General features: G+C 59.2%; 15 protein-coding genes. 12 read left to right on the top strand and 3 right to left on the bottom strand.

Going from position 1 to position 18,554, the window contains the following annotated elements; all coding sequences use genetic code 11:
- Positions 1-14: 14 nt before the first annotated feature.
- Entirely contained in the window at positions 15-1,055 is a 1,041-nt protein-coding gene (locus ACHZCJ_RS04150) for a GNAT family N-acetyltransferase (RefSeq protein WP_321324128.1), read from the bottom strand.
- Positions 1,056-1,085: 30 nt separating this feature from the next.
- On the opposite strand from ACHZCJ_RS04150, the gene ACHZCJ_RS04145 reads away from it, so the two are divergent.
- The 12 genes from ACHZCJ_RS04145 (at position 1,086) to ACHZCJ_RS04090 (ending at position 16,787) form a co-directional block, all read left to right on the top strand.
- A complete protein-coding gene (locus tag ACHZCJ_RS04145) occupies positions 1,086-2,627 on the top strand; it encodes an acyl-CoA ligase (AMP-forming), exosortase A system-associated (protein ID WP_321324126.1) in 1,542 nt (513 codons plus the stop codon).
- Entirely contained in the window at positions 2,624-3,859 is a 1,236-nt protein-coding gene (locus ACHZCJ_RS04140) for a pyridoxal-dependent decarboxylase, exosortase A system-associated (RefSeq protein ID WP_321324124.1), read from the top strand. The genes ACHZCJ_RS04145 and ACHZCJ_RS04140 overlap by 4 nt, the downstream gene beginning before the upstream one ends.
- Positions 3,860-4,072: 213 nt before the next feature.
- On the top strand, positions 4,073-4,690 hold the full coding sequence (locus tag ACHZCJ_RS04135) for an XrtA/PEP-CTERM system exopolysaccharide export protein (RefSeq protein WP_394700057.1): 618 nt from the start codon (positions 4,073-4,075) through the stop codon (positions 4,688-4,690).
- 39 nt (positions 4,691-4,729) lie between these two features.
- A complete protein-coding gene (locus tag ACHZCJ_RS04130) occupies positions 4,730-6,262 on the top strand; it encodes an XrtA system polysaccharide chain length determinant (protein ID WP_321324122.1) in 1,533 nt (510 codons plus the stop codon).
- A gap of 10 nt (positions 6,263-6,272) precedes the next feature.
- Positions 6,273-7,190, top strand: coding sequence for an AAA family ATPase (locus ACHZCJ_RS04125; protein ID WP_321324120.1), 918 nt, complete (start codon positions 6,273-6,275; stop codon positions 7,188-7,190).
- 3 nt (positions 7,191-7,193) lie between these two features.
- The gene (locus ACHZCJ_RS04120) at positions 7,194-8,816 is read left to right on the top strand and encodes a hypothetical protein (protein WP_321324118.1); all 1,623 of its coding nucleotides are present in this window, start codon (positions 7,194-7,196) and stop codon (positions 8,814-8,816) included.
- Between the two features lie 35 nt (positions 8,817-8,851).
- Positions 8,852-10,153, top strand: a complete 1,302-nt coding sequence (locus ACHZCJ_RS04115) for an XrtA/PEP-CTERM system-associated ATPase (protein WP_321324116.1) — start codon at positions 8,852-8,854, stop codon at positions 10,151-10,153.
- Positions 10,134-11,030 (top strand): XrtA system polysaccharide deacetylase, encoded by an 897-nt coding sequence (locus tag ACHZCJ_RS04110; protein ID WP_394700056.1) that lies wholly within the window; start codon positions 10,134-10,136, stop codon positions 11,028-11,030. The genes ACHZCJ_RS04115 and ACHZCJ_RS04110 overlap by 20 nt, the downstream gene beginning before the upstream one ends.
- Positions 11,027-12,100, top strand: a complete 1,074-nt coding sequence (locus ACHZCJ_RS04105; protein WP_321324112.1) for a FemAB family XrtA/PEP-CTERM system-associated protein — start codon at positions 11,027-11,029, stop codon at positions 12,098-12,100. Before ACHZCJ_RS04110 ends, ACHZCJ_RS04105 begins: the two co-directional genes overlap by 4 nt.
- Positions 12,097-13,323: a TIGR03087 family PEP-CTERM/XrtA system glycosyltransferase gene (locus tag ACHZCJ_RS04100; protein WP_394700055.1), complete on the top strand. Its 1,227-nt coding sequence runs from the start codon at positions 12,097-12,099 to the stop codon at positions 13,321-13,323. Before ACHZCJ_RS04105 ends, ACHZCJ_RS04100 begins: the two co-directional genes overlap by 4 nt.
- Positions 13,320-14,882, top strand: coding sequence for an exosortase A (xrtA, locus tag ACHZCJ_RS04095; protein ID WP_321324108.1), 1,563 nt, complete (start codon positions 13,320-13,322; stop codon positions 14,880-14,882). Before ACHZCJ_RS04100 ends, xrtA begins: the two co-directional genes overlap by 4 nt.
- Positions 14,883-14,891: 9 nt before the next feature.
- Complete coding sequence (locus ACHZCJ_RS04090; RefSeq protein ID WP_321324106.1) at positions 14,892-16,787, top strand: XrtA/PEP-CTERM system amidotransferase; 1,896 nt, start codon at positions 14,892-14,894, stop codon at positions 16,785-16,787.
- Between the two features lie 87 nt (positions 16,788-16,874).
- On the opposite strand, the gene truA is transcribed toward ACHZCJ_RS04090, so the two are convergent.
- A complete protein-coding gene (gene truA / locus ACHZCJ_RS04085) occupies positions 16,875-17,618 on the bottom strand; it encodes a tRNA pseudouridine(38-40) synthase TruA (protein ID WP_321324104.1) in 744 nt (247 codons plus the stop codon).
- On the bottom strand, positions 17,615-18,520 hold the full coding sequence (gene fmt / locus ACHZCJ_RS04080) for a methionyl-tRNA formyltransferase (protein WP_321324987.1): 906 nt from the start codon (positions 18,518-18,520) through the stop codon (positions 17,615-17,617). Before fmt ends, truA begins: the two co-directional genes overlap by 4 nt.
- Positions 18,521-18,554: the final 34 nt, after the last annotated feature.

Here is an 18,554-nt window from a genome sequence, read left to right as displayed (position 1 = left end):
CTTCCCTAAAGCGGTCAGCGCTTTCCGGCAAGGCCCGAGGCATAGTGCCTCAAAATTGCTAGCCAGGACATCGGATTGTTGGGCCAGTAAAATTCCAGCCGATAGCGGTCCCGGACATCTTCCATCCATTCGCGCTTGTAGCCGTCGTTGCCGGTGCCGAAGTCGATCAGATCGACATGGTCGATATCAATCGCATGCTGGAACATGGCGACCGAGAGCAAGGTTCCCGGTGAAGTCTTGGTTGCATCCTCGATATGCGCCAGCTTGTGGATCAGCGCCTCGCCATTTTCCACGGTCCAGAACTGGGCGGCAACCGGTTCTCCGTCGATATAGGCGAGACCGAGGCGCATGCAGCCGGCCGCCGCTTCGTGTCGGGCCAGGTTTCGCAGAAAATCCGGATTGCCTTCCTCGGGTTTCCAGCTGCGTTCGTAGACGGAGACATAATCGTCCCAGTCCTCGTCGGAAAATTCTGTTTCGATACGGACCGACACCAGATTTTTCTTCGCCTTGCGCCTTACCGTGTTGCGGAGCTGCCCGGGACGGCCCGCCCAATATTGGTCGAACGTACGGCCCTTGACGTTCAAAATATGATTGTCGTCAGCCTTTGACCGGAAAACAATCCAGCCGGCCTGCCGGAAGGCGCGTTCGGTCAGGCTGGCAGCAGAATCCTCGTCAGGAACTGGCGTTATTTCAATACGATGCGAGCTAGATTTCAGCTGCTTTGCCAATTTGGCGAGCAGAGCCAATTTGGTTACTTCGTCATATTCACCAAGATAAATCGGGCGGAAGGTGAAATTATACCAGTTGGCGAGGGCGGCATGGCGTCGAAATCCGGTTTTCATCAGGAACATCCATGCTTCCGCATCGCCTTCCTGGCTATGGACGATCAGCGGGGACTTGTCTGGCAGGCACAGTTCGTGAAGCGGTTTCAGCCATTCGATCCGGTCGAACAGCGACTTCTGGACCGATCGCCCCAGTTTTTCTCCGGCAATGGCTTGCACGGACTGGAAATTGCTATGATATTCACTGGTCATGGCTAAGGTCGTATCTGTCACAAATCTGCTCTTTTTCCCATAGGTCAAAAATTGAACATCACATCCGAAAACGCCGCATTTCCGCTTGACCATCTGACGATAGGCAAGGATCCGGATGGCTGCGCGCTGGTGACGCGTTCAGGGTCTCTTAGCTACAAGATGTTAAATCATCGTATCGGCTTGCTGGCGGCATGGCTGCAGGAACAGGACCTGATCAAGGGGGACAGAGTCGCAACCTGGCTGGCGAAGACCGAACTGGCCTGTCTGATGCCGCTCGCGGCGGCGAGGGCAGGGCTGGTGCATGTTCCGGTTAATCCGCTGCTCAAGCAGGCGCAGGTTTCGCACATCGTCGCAGATAGCGGAGCCAAGCTGCTGATCAGCAACGCAGGACGTCTCAAAGGCCTGGAAGGCCTTGACGAGACACATTGTCGTCTGTTCGAGGACAAAATCGTCGAGAGCGCGCTGGAATCCATCGCTGAACCCATGGAGCCAAGTGCCGAATCTACCGATACCGGTGATCTGGCCGCGATCCTTTACACCAGCGGCTCGACAGGGCGGCCGAAGGGAGTGATGCTCAGCCACGCCAATCTGACGCTGGGCGCGGTCAGTGTCGCCGAATATCTGGATCTGTCTGCCGATGACCGCACGATTTGCGTTTTGCCGCTCAGCTTTGACTATGGCCAGAATCAGTTGCTCTCGACCTGGTGGGCAGGTGGTTGCGCGGTACCGCTGGACTATCTGACGCCGCGTCACGTCATGAAGGCATGCGTTCGCGAACAGATTACGACGCTTGCCGCCGTCCCGCCGCTATGGGTGCAATTGGTGGAACAGCAATGGCCCGAAGAAGCGGTGGCCTCGATGCGCCGGCTCACCAACAGCGGTGGCGCGCTGACCCCGACGCTGGTCAAGCAGCTGCGGGGCATATTCGGTTCCGCGACCGATATTTACGCGATGTACGGCCTGACCGAGGCGTTCCGTTCGACCTATCTTGATCCCGCCCTTGTCGATGACAATCCGACCAGCATGGGGACCGCGATTCCTTTTGCCGAGATCCTGGTGGTTGACGCGGCCGGTGATGTCGCCGGTCCGGACCAGGCCGGTGAACTGGTCCATTGCGGACCGCTGGTGGCGCAGGGCTATTGGAATGATCCGGACCGGACGGCGCAGCGGTTCAAAAAGGCGCCCGCGGCTTCGCGATTTGGCGGAACGGCCGTATTTTCAGGTGATACGGTAAAGCGCGGCGATGACGGGCTGCTATATTTTGTCGGCCGGGATGACGCGATGATCAAAAGCTCCGGCAACCGGATCAGTCCGACGGAAATCGAGGAGATCGCGGTCGAATCGGGAATCGTGGCCGAAGCCGTCGCTCTGGGCGTTGCCGACGACCGGCTGGGTCATGCAATCCGGCTTTTCGCCCGGCCGGTTGATCATGCCGGGGACAATTCAGCTGACGCCGAGCAGCTGGCAAAATATCTGAAACAGAATTTACCGAATTTTATGCACCCCCGGGATATTATCCTGCTTTCTGAATTTCCCAAGAACCCTAACGGAAAGCTGGACCGCAACGCGCTGGCCAGCATGGATATCGAATGATCAAAACGAAAGCGACAGGTCCGATCCCGACCGGATTTCAGGCTATTGACGGCGAGCTTGCCCTTGGCGGCCAGAAAGCCAGCGCACTGGTTGCAGAACATGGCTCGCCACTGTTCGTCTATGCGAAAAGCAGACTCGACGATCGAATGGCCGAACTGCGCGTAGCAATGCCGGATGGTCTTGATCTGCATTATGCGATGAAGGCCAATCCCTATGCGCCGCTGCTTCGCCATATGATCGGTCTGGCCGACGGAATCGATATTGCATCCGGCGGCGAATTGCGGATGGCGCTGGCTGCCGGAGCGGCTCCCGACCATGTCAGCTTTGCCGGACCAGGCAAGCGGGACGAGGAACTGGAGCAGGCGATCCAGGCTGGAGTAACGATCAATATTGAATCGGCCGGCGAATGCGATAGGGCGCTGAAAATCGGCAAGGCTTTTGCAAAACAGCCGCGGTTGGCGATCCGGGTCAATCCGGATTTCGACCTGAAGGGGTCGGGTATGAAAATGGGCGGTGGTGCCAAGCCGTTCGGGATGGATATCGAGCTGGTGGCACCAACCGTGAAGCAAATCGTGGAAGCCGGTGCCGACTGGCGCGGCTTTCATATTTTTGCCGGTTCGCAAGCGCTTAGCGCGGATGCGATAATCGAGACACAGGCGCAAACGGTGGCGCTGGCGGCCCGTCTGGCGACCGAAATCGGTCAGTCACCGGCCCATGTCAATCTCGGCGGCGGTTTCGGCATTCCCTATTTTCCGGGGGATGATCCGCTGGATATCATCAAGGTGGGTGATGCCCTGTCGGACCAGCTCGCGCGGCTGCCGGACATTCTATCATCGACGCAGTTCGCGATTGAACTGGGCCGCTATCTGGTCGGCGAGGCGGGCGTCTATCTGACGCGGATTGTCGATCGCAAGCAGAGCCAGGGGCAGACCTTTCTGGTCACCGATGGCGGTTTGCATCACCAGCTTGCTGCCAGCGGCAATTTCGGGACCGTGGTAAGGCGCAACTATCCGGCTGCGATTGCCAGCAGGTTTGAAGAGGAGCCGGAGGAGACGGTTTCGATCGTCGGCTGTCTGTGCACGCCGCTCGACCGGTTGAGCGACAATGCTGCAATGCCAAGGGCGGGCGTCGGTGACATCGTCGCGATATTCTGCGCAGGCGCCTACGGAGCATCTGCAAGCCCAGCCAATTTTCTGGGTCAGGGGCCTGCGGCGGAGCTTTTGCTCGACTAGTTTTTCCGGAAATTGGGCTGCTGTCGGAGTGCGGCATTCGTTAATCGGAAATTCAGCTAATCCTAACGCTATATTCACTATTTTCCAGCATAGCCATCTCGTGACTTTGCGTGATTTGTCCGTTTTCTGCTGAAAACCGGCCATTCGCCAGTTGGTTTATACGAGGTGGTTAAAATGCGTTCTGCGATTAAAAACAATCATTTAGCAAAGCTGATGGTCGGGGCCGGCATGGCGTCACTGGCCGTTGCCGGCTGTTCCGGCAATTCCGGCGGACCGCAACTGCCGCCGGCTTCCTTTGTTTCGATGCAGGAAGGCCCGGGCGAGGAATATGTTATCGGGCCGCTCGACGAGCTGACCATCTTTGTCTGGCGCAATCCCGAACTGGGGGCCAAGGTCCAGGTTCGTCCCGATGGCCGGATCACCACACCGCTGATCACCGACATGCCCGCTGTCGGCAAGACGCCCGCCATGCTGGCGCAAGACCTGACGTTGCAATTGTCGCAATATATCAATGAACCGCTGGTTTCCGTCATCGTCAATAATTTCTCCGGCACGTTTTCCCAGCAGATCCGTGTGGTCGGTGCGACGGAAAAGCCGGCTTCGATCCCCTATCGTGCCAATATGACCCTGCTCGATGCGATGATCGCGGTGGGGGGCATGTCGGAATTTGCATCCGGCAACCGGGCCCGGCTGATCCGTTTCGACCGGGGTACCGGCAAGCAGCAGGAATTTGCTCTCCGCATAGACGATCTGATGAAGAAGGGCGAAACCCGCGCCAATGTCATGCTGCGTCCCGGGGACGTGATCATCATCCCCGAAAGTATGTTCTGATTTGTTTTTGGCTTCCCATCACAGGAATTGAATAGACCCATGAACGGCCTTTATGATGAATTTAAAATAGCGTTGTACAGCGTCTGGAACCGGCGCTGGCTGGCACTGGCTGTTGCCTGGGGTCTCTGTCTGCTGGGATGGCTTGTCGTTGCGCTCATTCCCAACAGCTACGAATCGCAGGCGCGCATTTCCGTCGAAATGCAGTCGATTCTATCCGACAAGGTCGGGGTGGACGAGCGCGAGCGCAAGAAAAACATGGAACGGGTTCAGGAAACGCTGGCCTCCACTATCAATCTCGAAAAGGTCGTTCGCGGAACCGCACTGAACCAGTCGGTGGCGACAGACCGTGAACTGGCCAGCAAGGTCGAGATGCTGCGCGAGAATATCGAGATCAAGTCGGAAAAGGACAATCTCTTCGAGATTACAGCGAAATCGTCTGCCAGCAATTTTTCCGATGCCGAAAATGCCGTGCTGGCCCGCGACATCGTCCAGAAGATGATCGATATTTTTGTCGAGGAGAATCTGTCGGGCGATCGTGATGAAACCAGCCAGACGATCAAGTTTCTCGACGCGCAGCTCGCGCAGAGAGAAAAGGAGCTTCAGGAAGTCGAGCAGAAGCGGGTCCAGTTCGAGACCGAAAACCTGGGCTTGCTGCCTGGTGTCGGCTCGATAAGCCAGAGGATGGAAGCGGCCCGGGCCGAACTCGCGCAGATCGAATCGCAGATCAGCCAGGCATCCGGATCGCTGGCGGCGCTGAACGGGCAGCTTGCCGGTACGCCGCCGTCGATTGCGACGCCGGGCGTTGGCGGTGGCGGAGCCCGTGGCCAGCTTGCGCAGCTGGAAGCCAATCTTGCCGGTGCCCGCGCACGCGGTTGGACCGACAGCCATCCCGACATCATTTCGATGAAAAAGGAAATCGCGGCGCTGCGTGTTCAGGCCGGCAAAGAGTCAGCTGGCGGCGGTGGCTATCGGACACCCAATCCCGCCTATAGTTCTTTGCAGAGCATGCGGGCGGAACGCCAGGCCAGCCTGGCCGCATTGCAGGCACGCAAAAATGCGCTGCAGTCGGATATGACCCAGCTAGCATCGAAACAGACGCTCGAACCGGGCGTTGCTGCGGAAATGTCGCGGATCAATCGCGACCACGAGGTCCTGAAGGAGCAATATGACAAGCTGCTCGCCGACCGGGAGCAGATCAAGTTGCGCGGCCAAGTAGAATCCGAAACCGATTCGCTGAAATTCCGCGTCATTGATCCGCCGTCCAGCCCGCGTTCGCCCGCTGCGCCAAACCGGCCGCTGCTTCTGGCGATGGTGCTGATCGCGGGAATTGGCGGTGGTGTCGGCACGGCTTTCGCCATGGGCCATGTGCAGACCAGCTATCCGACCGCAGCGCGGCTGGAAAAAGCCAGCGGCTTGCCGGTAATCGGCTCTGTAAGCCAGATCGTAACCAGCGCGCAGCGTGAAATTCAGAAGAAAAAGCTGCGCCTCTTTTTCGGTACAAGCGGCGCGCTTTTTGGCGTGTTCGGAATGCTGATGGTCGTTGAATTTATCCAGCGCGGCATGGTGGCCTGAGAGAACAGAAATGAACAAATATAGTCCTCCCAAGAAATCCGGTTCGTTGCTCGAAAGAGCAGGCGAAATCTATGACTACATCCCGGCTGTCCGCACCGGAGAGCAGCGGGAGAACCCGTCGCAACGATCGGATATCGACTCATCGGCGCGGCAAGTGACGCCGGTCCGGCACGGACCGGTCGAGGCCTATGATGGCCCGACCGTGATCGTTGATCGGGAGAAGCTGAAAGACGCTGGTTTCATAGTGCCCGACGGTCCGGTGACCGGGATTTCGGAAGAGTTCCGCATCATCAAGCGCCAATTGCTGCTCGCCGCAAAAGGCAGCCAGAAAATGGCGCCGGTACCGCGGGGTGAACGGATATTGATCTGCTCGGCCCATCCGGATGAAGGCAAGACATTCTGCGCTTTGAATCTGGCACTTTCGATCGCCGCGGAGAAGGATAATGAAGTCCTGCTGGTCGACGCGGATTTCGCCAAGCCGAGTATTCTGTCCAGTCTTGGGCTGGAGGGTAGCAAGGGCCTGATGGATGCGCTTGCCGACCCGCAACTGCCGGTGGAAAATTGTATCATCCATACAGATATTCCTGGACTGGCGATCTTGCCGGCTGGCGATCAGACCAACGCCGATACCGAATATCTGGCCTCGTCACGAACCGAGCAGGTGCTCAACCGCCTGACCCAGAACAATCCCAACCGCATCGTGATCTTTGATTCACCACCAGCCCTGTCGGCTTCGCCGGCCTCGGTTCTGGCAATGCATGTCGGCCAGGTGCTGATGGTGGTCAAAGCCGATGACACAACCGAGACCGCGCTGCGCGATGCGCTGAGTTTGCTGGGTGGCTGCGATCATATCCAGCTGCTGCTGAACGGCACGAAATTCTCGCCAACAGGCCGGCGGTTCGGATCCTATTATGGATATGGAGAGTAACCCATGACCGCGTATAAAACCGGAAGTTTCCTGAGATGTGGAGCCGCCATCCTGCCGTTGACGGGATTGGCTGTTCCCGCCGTCGAAGCGCGCGAACGCGAGGCCGATGTGGCGCCCTATATCGAAATTCAGCAGATCCTGGTCGCCGACCTGAAAGACGGCAGCGATGTGCTGACCTATACGTCGGTTGCTGCCGGTGTCGACACGTCGCTGCAGACACGCGGGGCCGAGGCCCAGGTGAATGTCCGTTACGAACGCCGGTTTTTCTACGAGGACAATTTGGGTGATGAGGATATCATAACCGGTCTTGCCCGTGGCAGCGTGCAGGTCGTTCCGAATCTGCTGGCACTGGAAGCCGGTGCTTTTGCGGCCCGGAGCCGCGTCGATCTGCGCGGCGAAGCACCGAGCAATACGGTGGGCGATATCGACAATGTGACGCAGGTATATTCCGTATATGCCGGTCCGTCCCTCTCGACCCGGGCAGGTGCTCTGGATGTGAATGCCGGCTACCGTATCGGTTATACAAAGGTAGAGGATGAAACGGCCGGGGTCCTGCCCGCCGGACAGGTCCCGGTCGATATATTCGACGATAGTGTCAGCCATTCCGCCAATGCCAGCGTAGCTATGCAGCCGGGCGATCTGCCCTTTGGCTGGAGCGTCGGTGCCGGTTGGCAACGCGAGGATGGCAGCCAGCTGGATCAGCGGTTTGAAGGAAAGCAGGTCCGCGCAGACGTGACCGTGCCGGTTTCGCAAACCCTGGCTGCGGTCGGTGGCATTGGCTATGAAGATATCGAAATTTCGGAACGGGATGCTGTGCGGGATACCGACGGTGTTCCGATCATCGGCGATGACGGACGCCTTGTCACCGATACAAGCTCGCCGCGATTGCTGTCCTATGATCAGGACGGGATATATTGGGACGTCGGTGTGCTGTGGCGGCCAAGCCGGCGCACCTCGCTCGAGGCACGGGTCGGTCAGCGCTATGGCAGCGAAACCTATTACGGCAATTTTGCCTATCAGCCCAACCAGAATACAGCGCTGAATATCTCGGTCTATGACACGGTTTCGGGATTCGGCAATCTGCTCAACGACAACCTGTCGAGCCTGGGCACCAGCTTTACCAGCACCCGCAACCCGCTCAGTGGTGAACTGAACGGCTGTGCCTTCGGCCAGACGAGCAGCCTGTGCTTCAATGATGTGCTGCAATCCGCTGCGTCTTCTTCGTTCCGCGCGCGAGGTATCAACGGGCAGCTTACCTACAATCACGGCGGATGGAATACCGGCCTCGGAGTCGGCTATGCGCGCCGTCGCTATTTTGCCTCGCAGCTGGGCTCGGTCTCGGCCATAGACGGTCTGGTTGACCAGAATTATTATGCCAACCTGACCATCGGTCGCGACCTCGACCGCTATTCCAGCTTCGATGCCAATGTTTACGCCAATCTGCTCGACAGCGGCTTCGCCAATGCGCCCAATGTTCTGGGCGTGGGAGCCAATGCGGCTTATTATCGCCAGATATTGCCCCGCCTGCAGGGCACAGCGGCAGTCGGTCTCGACAGCTATCAGCAAGACGGGTTCGACAGCGAGCTTACCGCTTCCGCTCTTCTGGGACTCAGATATGATTTTTAACCAATTCATCACCGCCGTTGACCGGAGACACGCGCATGTATGACACATTCTATGGATTGAACGGCCGGCCTTTTCAGCTGACCCCCGATCCGCATTTCTATTTTGAAAGCCTGACACACCGCAAGGCATTGTCCTATCTGGGCTACGGCCTTGCGCAGGGCGAGGGCTTTATCGTCATCACTGGCGATGTCGGTGCGGGCAAGACAACTTTGGTCAGCCATCTGATGGCGACGATCGACAAGGCGCGTCTGACCGCGGCCAATATTGTCACGACCAAGCTGGACAGCGAGGATATCGTACGGGTTGCTGCCAATCATTTCGATATCAACACCGATCATATGGACAAGGCCCAGTTGCTGAGTGCGTTTGAAGAGTTTCTGCACGCCGAAGCGCGTGCCGGGCGCCGGTGCTTGCTGATCGTCGATGAATCGCAAAACCTTCCTGCCGGCGCGCTGGAGGAACTCCGGATGCTGTCCAATTTTCAGCTGGGTGGCCAGGCTTTGCTGCAGATATTCCTGCTCGGCCAGCCAGAATTCCGCGATATGCTGCAGAATTCCAACCAGCTGGAGCAATTGCGCCAGCGGGTGATCGCGCACCATCATCTCGAACCGATGGATGCCGAAGAGATCGAACCTTATGTCACGCACCGGCTGTCCAAATGCGGCTGGTCGGGACGGCCGAAGATTACATCGAGCGTATTCCGCCTGCTTTACTCCGAGACCAATGGTGTACCGCGCAAAATAAACGCATTGATGAGTCGTATCCTGTTGATGGGATCAATCGAGCATGCGGAGATGATCGACCAGCCGATGGTCGAGCGGGTTCTTGCCGACCTGAAAGGTGAAGATGTGGAAATTGCCGCGCCACCAACGGCACCAGCCGCGCCGAAAAATCCGTTGTGGGAAAAACCCCGGAAGGCCCAGGACGCGAGCGCTGATGCGGTGGCCAAAAATCCGGCTCCGCAATCTGCTCCCGCTCCCGTACCTGCCGCTGCACCTGCACCTGCACCGGCACAGGAGCACGAAGTGGTCAATTTCAGGGCTCCCGAAGCATCGCCGACCGCGCCGCCGAAAACCGCAGAAGTCCAGGCGGCACCGGAACCGAAATCGGCAGCACCAACTGCGGCTCCGGCTGTTTCAGAGGTTGCGGATTCAGAGGTTGCGGACAAAGCGATGATCCAGCGCCTCGATGCACTGGCGAAACAGCTGTCGCTGATGGAAGCGCGGATGAATGATCAGGAAGCTAATCTGCACCGCGTCTTGACGTTGCTGGTAGAATGGGTCGAGAACGATGTCCGGAGCAAGGAAAGCTATGTCAATGCGGGACGTGCGGCCTGAATCGTTCGCCAAGGCGAGAGAAGCGGATGCTTTGCTCAATGCCATGTCGGTGGATATCGAGGACTGGTTTCAGGTGGGAGCCTTCGAGACGGTCATTGATCGCGCCGACTGGGATCAGCTGGAGCACCGCGTAGAACGCAACAGCCATGCGGTGCTGGCGCTGTTCGACGAAGCCAGCATCAAGGCCACTTTTTTCATTCTTGGCTGGGTCGCAGAGCGCTATCCCGCGCTGATGCAGACGATTGCCGATGCCGGTCACGAAATCGCCAGTCACGGCTATGATCATGCGCGTGTGTTCAACCTTTCACCGGAACAGTTCCGGGCCGATCTGGACCGCAGTCGCAAGATTCTCGAAGACAGTTCGGGCCAGCAGGTCATCGGCTATCGAGCTCCCAGTTTCTCGATCGACCAGCGGACACCCTGGGCGCACGAGATACTGGCCGAAGAAGGCTATATCTATTCTTCCAGCGTCGCACCCATTTCCCACGATCATTATGGCTGGTCGGAATCGCCCCGCTTTGCCTGGAAGCCGGTCGATCAGTCCGATCTGATGGAATTGCCGGTGACCACGGTTGCGGTCGGCAGCCGTCGCTTCGCTGCTGGCGGAGGCGGGTTTTTCCGGCTCTTGCCTTATGCATTATATGAGCGGTCGATCAGGAAGATGCAGCGCGATGACGGGCATGGAGCGATTTTCTACTTCCATCCGTGGGAAATCGATCCCGATCAGCCCCGCGTTGCCGACGCCCCGCTACGATCGAAATTCCGTCATTATACCAATCTGGGCTCAATGCGCGCCAAGCTGCTGCGGGCCGGACGGGATTTTAGCTGGGGCAGGATCGACGAGCTGGCGGCACTGGAAGCGGAGCGGATGGGATGAACATGGCCTTCAAACCAGCATCCTTGTCAATCCGGATTTTGGAACGGGACGACGCCAATGAACTGGCCCGGATCGACGCCTTTGTGCACGCGGCCCCGGAAGGCACACCCTTTCACCGACCGGCATGGTTGCAGGCGGTCAGCAAGTCTTGCGGTCATGAGTGGCGCTATCTGCTCGCCGAAGACAGCGGCGGGCAGCTGCGGGGTATCCTGCCGCTCAATCTAATTCATTCGGCGCTGTTCGGCCGGGCCCTGACGTCGTCCGGTTTCGCGGTTGGCGGCGGTATTCTCGCGGACAATGATCAGGCAGTCCAGCTGCTCGCCGAGGAAGCGTGGCGGCTTGCCAGGCGCGGCAGTTTCCCCAGCGTCGAGCTGCGCGGCGGCCCTGTGCCGGACGGACCGTGGCAGTGTAAAGAAGATGTCTATGCCGGCTTTGTAACGGAACTGGCTGATGATGCGGAAAGCCAGTTGCTTGCCATCCCCCGGAAACAGCGTGCCGAGATCCGCAAGGGGCTGAAGAACGACCTGACCGTGCGCACAGGGACAACGCGGCAGGACCGGGACGACCATTATGCCGTCTATGCCGAAAGCGTTCGCAATCTCGGTACACCGGTATTTCCGCAGGCGCTGTTCGATGCCGTACTCGACGCCTTCGGCACGGATGCCGATATTCTGACAGTGCTCTGCGACGGGGCTCCGGTGGCCAGTGTCCTTAGCCTTTATCATCGCGGAACAGTGATGCCCTACTGGGGCGGCGGGACATGGGATGCGCGGCGGGTCCGGGCCAATGAGATCATGTATTATGAACTGATGAACCATGCCCGCGAACGGGGATGTACATCGTTCGACTTCGGTCGCTCAAAATATGGCACCGGCGCCTTTTCGTTCAAGAAAAACTGGGGGTTTGAACCGCGCCCGCTCTCTTATGCAACGCGCACCGCCGATGGTGTGGAAGCTCGCGATGTCAACCCAATGAGTCCCAAATACCGGATGCAGGTCGCGCTGTGGCAGCGGTTGCCTCTGTGGTTTGCCAACCGGGTCGGGCCTCTTATCGCCAGGGGCCTGGGCTGATGGGCGAGATATTGTTTCTTGCTCATCGGGTCCCGTGGCCGCCGAACCGCGGCGACAAGATCCGGTCACACCATTTCCTGCAGAAGTTGATGGATCGCGCGCCGGTTCATGTCGCCTGCTTTGCCGAAGACGAGGGGGAAAAGCAGGCCGGCTGGGAGCGCAAGTCGGAACTGGCATCCAGCAAGATTGTCTTGCGAACCAAGCCGCAATGGCTTGGTGGGGTGGAGGCGATATTGTCCGGCAAGCCGGTTTCACTGACCTGTTTTGACAATGCCGAAATCCGCGCCTTCGTCGCGCGGGTGATCGGGACGCGCCCGATTGACTGTATCTTCGTATTTTCCGGCCAGATGGCGCAATATATTCCGATCGATTTTGCCGGCCGGGTGGTGATGGACTTTGGCGATGTCGACAGCGCGAAATTTGAAAGCTACGCGGAAGAAGGTACGGGCCCGATGGCCTGGATCAACCGTCGGGAAGGGCGATTGCTGAGCGGGTTCGAGAAAGAGATTGCCGGACGCGCTGACCATGCTCTGTTTGTCAGCGAAGCCGAGGCTCACCTCTTCCGTCAGCGTTCGGGTCTGGGCGATGACCGCGTGGGAGCGATGGGCAACGGGATCGATCTGGAATTTTACGATGCGCCAGACGTGCATCCGGCTGATCTCGGCCATGGCGGCCCGATGATCCTTTTCACCGGCCAGATGGACTATCAGCCGAATGTGCAGGCGGTCCAGAGTTTCAGTAGGCAGGTCATGCCGGCCATTCTCTCTCGCTTTCCGGAGGCGCGCTTTGCCATTGCCGGGCGGGCGCCGGCCGACAAGGTCAGGCAACTTGACGGCAAGAACGGTACAATCGTGGTCGGTGCGGTCGATGATATCCGCAGCTGGATTGTTGCTGCTGAAGTCGTGGTTGCACCGCTCAGAATCGCGCGGGGTATCCAGAACAAGGTCCTCGAGGCGATGGCGATGGCGAAGCCGGTGGTGGCATCCGGCTGTGCGGCGGAGGGCATTGACGCGATCGACGGCGAGCATTTTCTGATCGCACGGTCGGTGGATGAAGAAGCATCGCTGGTGTGCGGCTTGTTGCAGAATTCCGGCGAGGCCAGACAGCTGGGAGAACGGGCGAAGCAGCTGATTCATGCGCGTTATTCATGGAAGAGGCAGCTTGCAGACCTGCCAGCCCTATGTGGCCTGCCCACTGCGGTGACGGCAGGGGTCGCCGCATGACGACCGCATTGGCCGATCATTTCGAAAGCCGCAAAGCGCCCGTGGTGCCCGCTTCGCTCTGGTCCACGCATCTGAGATTTCTGGCCTTTGCCAGCCTGGCCATATTGGTCATCTTCTGGCGTGATGCCGTCGATATGGTCCGTACATGGTGGACCATATCGACCTATAATCATTGCCTGCTGATCGTGCCGATTCTCTATTGGCTGGTGCAGCAGCGGCGGGAGGAACTGGCAAAGCTGAGGCCGAAAATCTGGCTGCCGGGCCTGCTCCTGACCGGCATCGCAGCGTTCGGATGGTTGATGGGAGAGGCGGCAGGCGTCGCTCTTGCCCGTCACCTCGGGTTATTGATGATGCTGCAGGGGGCTGTTGTCACACTGCTTGGCCCGACCGTGGCGCGCGGACTCATATTCCCGATGGCTTTCAGTTTTTTCCTTGTACCTTTCGGCGAAGAGTTCGTGCCCTTCCTGCAGATGGTCACCGCAAAGCTGTCGATGGCCATTCTCGGCTGGGCTGACATCCCGGCCTTTATCGACGGTATTTTCATATCGACACCGACCGGCTATTTCAGAGTGGCCGAGGCCTGCTCCGGCATCGAGTTCCTGATCGCGATGATCGCTTATGGCGCGCTGGTCAGCAACGTCTGTTTCCAGAGTTGGAGCCGCCGTATCCTGTTCATGATCGCCGCGTTCATCGTGCCGATCCTTGCCAATGGAGTCCGTGCTTTCGGCACCATCTATATTGCCCATCATACATCGCTCGACTTCGCGGTCGGCTTCGATCACATTTTTTACGGCTGGTTCTTTTTTGCTTTCGTGCTGATCCTGCTGATGGCGATCGGCTGGCCCTTCTATGATCGCAAGATCGACGACTCGATGATTGATGGTGATGCCTTGGCCAGCCATCGGAATGTCCCGGTACGCGCGCAAAAACCGATGAAACCGGTGCAGGCGATGGCGGCAATGGGGGTTGTCGTGCTGGCGCCAGTGCTCTGGATATCGGTACTGGAAGCGCAGGATTCGGTTGTGCCGGATAGCATCAGCTTGCCGAACGTGGCGGGTTGGGAGAGGGTCGATTATCAACCGCTCTACCCCTGGCAACCCCGCTTTGACGGCGCCAGTCACCAGCTGCTCGGACGCTACCGTAACGTCTCGACCGGCATGCACGTCGATCTCTCTGTAGCGGTTTATGATCGTCAGGAAGAGGGACGCGAGATTGTCGGCTATGGACAGGGCGCGCTTGTTCCGGAGACCGGATGGTCGCGCAACCGCGCTCTAGCTGCGCCCGCGGGCGCGTCTGCGGTCGAGCTGATCGCACCGGGACCGGTGGTGCGCGACGTTGTCAGCTTTTACCGCATTGGTGGCAAGCTCACCGGCAGTGGCTCGGTGGTGAAGATCGAGACGGTGAAGAGCAAGCTGTTCGGCGGCCCTCAGCAGGCCGTTGCGATACTGCTCTCTTCCGACACGAAGCGCGAACAATCACCAATGATTGCGATCAACGCATTTCTCGATGATCTGGGGCCGGTCGACAAAGTGGCTGACGCGATGGCGGGGCTGCGCTAGGGCGCATCTATGTGCGGCATTGCAGGTATATTTCATTTGGAGACGGCGAAACCGGTCGATCCCGATCGGCTGCGCAAGATGACCGACAGCATCGCCCATCGCGGCCCGGACGGATCGGGTATCTGGACCGCGCCGGGCGTCGGGCTTGGCCATCGCAGACTGTCGATCATCGATCTGGAAGGCGGCGCGCAGCCGATGCTGACGGCCGACGAAGCGCAGGTGCTCAGTTTCAACGGTGAGATATACAACTTCCGCGAGGTTCGGGCCGAGCTGGAGGGGCTGGGCCACCAGTTTGCGACCAGTAGTGACAGCGAGGTCATCCTCTATGCCTGGCGGCAATGGGGCGTCGAGTGCCTGAAGCGGCTGAACGGCATGTTTGTTTTCGCGCTCTACGACCAGCGCAGCCGCCAATTGTTTCTGGCCCGCGACCGGCTTGGCGTGAAGCCGTTGTTCTACGCGCGGGTTTCCGACGGCAGCCTGTTGTTCGGTTCGGAACTGAAAGCCTTGCTCGCCAATCCCTTGCTGCGCCGCGAGCCCAATTTGCGAGCGGTCGATGACTATCTCGCCTTTGGCTATGTCCCGGACCAGACTTCGCTTCTGAAGGGCGTGAAGAAGCTGCCTGCCGGGCATTATCTTTTGCTCGAGCAGGGCAGGCCGGAACCAGCACCGGTGCAATATTGGGATATGGATTTCAGCCAGCGACACAAGGCTTCGGCAAGTGCGCTGGAAGAGGAGCTGGTGAACCTGCTCAAACAGGCCGTAGGCTCGCGGATGGTTGCGGATGTGCCGCTGGGCGCCTTTCTGTCCGGCGGGGTTGACAGCAGCGCCGTGGTCGCGCTGATGGCGGAGCACAGCCGGCGGCCGGTCAAGACCTGTTCGATCGGTTTCGACCAGCAGTCGCTCGACGAGACCGGCTATGCCCGACAGGTCGCGGAACGATTCCGGACCGATCATCGCAAACGCATTGTGGCGGCGGATGATTTCGGCCTGATCGATACGCTCGCCGACCATTTCGACGAACCCTTTGCCGATGCCTCTGCTTTGCCCACCTACCGGGTGTGCGAACTGGCGCGCGAGACCGTCACGGTGGCGCTGTCCGGAGATGGTGCCGACGAGGCAATGGCAGGCTATCGCCGCCATGTGTTTCACCATGCCGAAGAGCGGGTGAGGGGGCTGTTGCCACAATCTTTTCGCGGACCGGCCTTTGGCTGGCTGGGATCGGTCTATCCCAAGGCCGACTGGGCCCCGCGTCCGTTTCGCGCCAAGTCGACTTTGCTCTCGCTGGCCCGGACCGGGCCGGAAGGCTATGCCGAGGCGGTTGGCGTGACCACGCCATCGGCAAGACAGCTGCTTTATTCCGACCGCATGCGCAGCGACCTGGGCAACTATCAGGCCGAACAGCGGATGATCGACCTGATGGACAAGGCACCGGCGCAGAACGGACTCGACCAGGCGCAATATGCCGATATGAAAATGTGGCTGCCGGGCGATATATTGACCAAGGTCGACCGGACCAGCATGGCGGTCGGACTGGAAGCGCGCGAACCGTTACTCGACTACCGGCTGATGGAATTTGCCGCTAGGCTGCCGACCAATTTGCGGGTGCGCAAGGGGCAGGGCAAATATCTGCTGAAAAAATCGATGGAACATTATCTTCCGAACGATATTCTCTATCGGCCGAAAATGGGCTTTGTGACCCCGATCGCGCAATGGTTTCGCGGTCCGCTGGCCGACACGGCGCGCGACATAGCCAGTGGTGGCAATCTGGCACGGACCGGCTGGTTCGACAGCGAGGCGATGGGCAGGATTGCCGATGACCATATTACCGGACGCTCGGACAACAGCCGCTTGCTGTGGCAACTGCTGATGCTCGACAGGTCGCTGTCGCGGTTGTTTGGTCTATAGTATTCCTGCGTAGGCAGGAATCCATCTCTCGCCAGTGCGTCCGTTTGCTCCGGTCCGAGATGGGCCCCTGCCTGCGCTGGGGCACGGTCATTCCGGATAGATGGCTTCGACAAAATAGAGACCATCGGGCGGGGCGTTGAAGCCGAGCGCATTGCGGTCTCTCGCTTTCAGCGCGTTTTTCAGATCCACCGTGGTCCATTTGCCCGTGCCGACCAGTTTCAGACAACCGACGATCGAGCGAACCTGATGATGCAGGAAGGAGCGGGCGGCGACCTCGACTTCAATTTCCTCGCCGAAGCGGCTGACCGATATGCTGTCGAGCGTCTTGACCGGGCTTTGCGCCTGGCAATGGACCGAGCGGAATGTGGTGAAGTCGTGCTGGCCGGTCAGCGCCTGCGCCGCGTTGTGCATGGCGTCGCTGTCGAGTGCCGGGGCAACCTGCCAGCTCAGCCCGCGGTCGAAGGTCAGCGGCGCGCGGCGGTTGGTAATCTTGTAGAGATAGCGCCTGCCCTCGCAGGCGAAGCGGGCGTGCCATTCCTCGTCGACAATGTCGCAGGCCAGCACCGCCACCGGATGGGGGCGCAGGCCGGCATTGATGCCTTCGCTCAGCCGGAAGGGTGTCAGCTTTGTATCCAGATCGAAATGCGCGCGCATCGCCAGCGCGTGGACGCCCGCGTCGGTTCTGCCGGCTGCAAAAACACGCACGTCCTGACCGGTGATCTTGTGGATCGCCTGTTCGACCGCCTGCTGGACGCTGGGGCCGTGATCCTGATGCTGCCAGCCCATGAACGGGCGGCCGTCATATTCCAGTGTGATCGCGAAGCGGGTCATTGCAATTTGGTCCCCTTCGGGATTTTCGTACCGTTGAGAAAGGCCTTGAGGTCCATCGCCGGTTTGCCCGCTTTCTGGATGACTTCCGGCTGGATCGATCCGGTACCGCAGCCGATGAGCAATTGATTGTCCAGAGTTTCGCCTGGCGTACCTGCGGCATCGCGGACCTGCGCCGCGAGAATCTTGTAGCGATTTGCCTCATATTCAAAAAAGGCGCCGGGAACAGGCGTGAAGGCCCTGATCTGGCGTTCGACCTGTGCGGCAGACTGTGCCAAGTCCAGACGCGCTTCCGGTTTCTCGATCTTCCTCGCATAGGTAGCCAGATCATCATCTTGCACTTCGGCAGGATAATCAGCCGGCGACGCCAGATATTGCACCATCAACTCCGCGCCGGTTCTCGCCAGTTCCCCGGTCAGTTCACCGGCCGTCTTGCCATCGACCGGGGTTGTCGATTTCAGCAGCATCGGTCCGGTGTCCAGACCCGCTTCCATCTGCATGATGGTGATTCCGGTTTTTTCATCGCCCGCCAGAATGGCACGCTGCACCGGCGCTGCACCGCGCCAGCGGGGAAGCAGCGAGCCGTGGATATTGAGGCAGCCCATTTTCGGCGCGTCCAGTATCGCCTGCGGCAGGATGAGGCCGTAAGCAGCAACAACAGCGACATCCAGATCAAGCGCGGCAAAGGCGGCCTGTTCTTCTTCGCTTTTCAGCGACACCGGCGTCCGCACTTCGATCCCCAGATCTTCCGCCAGACGCTGGACGGGGGAGGGGGACAGCTTCTTGCCGCGTCCGGCGCGGCGCGGAGGCTGCGAGTAGACGGCGGCAATCTCGTGCCCCGCTTCGTGCAATGCCTGCAGCGCCGGTACGGCAAAATCGGGGGTCCCCATGAAGGCGATGCGCAGGGATTTATTGCCGGACGTCATAAACTATCTTCCA

The organism is uncultured Parasphingorhabdus sp., from assembly GCF_963677535.2.
In the GTDB taxonomy this organism is placed as follows: Bacteria; Pseudomonadota; Alphaproteobacteria; order Sphingomonadales; family Sphingomonadaceae; genus Parasphingorhabdus.
The sequence above is the reverse complement of the archived record's forward strand: the minus strand, read 5'-3'. Positions and strand labels throughout refer to the sequence as shown.

Coding starts and splice junctions, on each gene's coding strand:
- ACHZCJ_RS04140 (WP_321324124.1), top strand. CDS start 2,624: ATGATCAAAACGAAAGCGACAGGTCCGATCCCGACCGGATTTCAGGCT.
- ACHZCJ_RS04135 (WP_394700057.1), top strand. CDS start 4,073: ATGGTCGGGGCCGGCATGGCGTCACTGGCCGTTGCCGGCTGTTCCGGC.
- ACHZCJ_RS04130 (WP_321324122.1), top strand. CDS start 4,730: ATGAACGGCCTTTATGATGAATTTAAAATAGCGTTGTACAGCGTCTGG.
- ACHZCJ_RS04125 (WP_321324120.1), top strand. CDS start 6,273: ATGAACAAATATAGTCCTCCCAAGAAATCCGGTTCGTTGCTCGAAAGA.
- ACHZCJ_RS04120 (WP_321324118.1), top strand. CDS start 7,194: ATGACCGCGTATAAAACCGGAAGTTTCCTGAGATGTGGAGCCGCCATC.
- ACHZCJ_RS04115 (WP_321324116.1), top strand. CDS start 8,852: ATGTATGACACATTCTATGGATTGAACGGCCGGCCTTTTCAGCTGACC.
- ACHZCJ_RS04110 (WP_394700056.1), top strand. CDS start 10,134: ATGCGGGACGTGCGGCCTGAATCGTTCGCCAAGGCGAGAGAAGCGGAT.
- ACHZCJ_RS04105 (WP_321324112.1), top strand. CDS start 11,027: ATGAACATGGCCTTCAAACCAGCATCCTTGTCAATCCGGATTTTGGAA.
- xrtA (WP_321324108.1), top strand. CDS start 13,320: ATGACGACCGCATTGGCCGATCATTTCGAAAGCCGCAAAGCGCCCGTG.
- ACHZCJ_RS04090 (WP_321324106.1), top strand. CDS start 14,892: ATGTGCGGCATTGCAGGTATATTTCATTTGGAGACGGCGAAACCGGTC.
- truA (WP_321324104.1), bottom strand. CDS start 17,618: ATGACCCGCTTCGCGATCACACTGGAATATGACGGCCGCCCGTTCATG.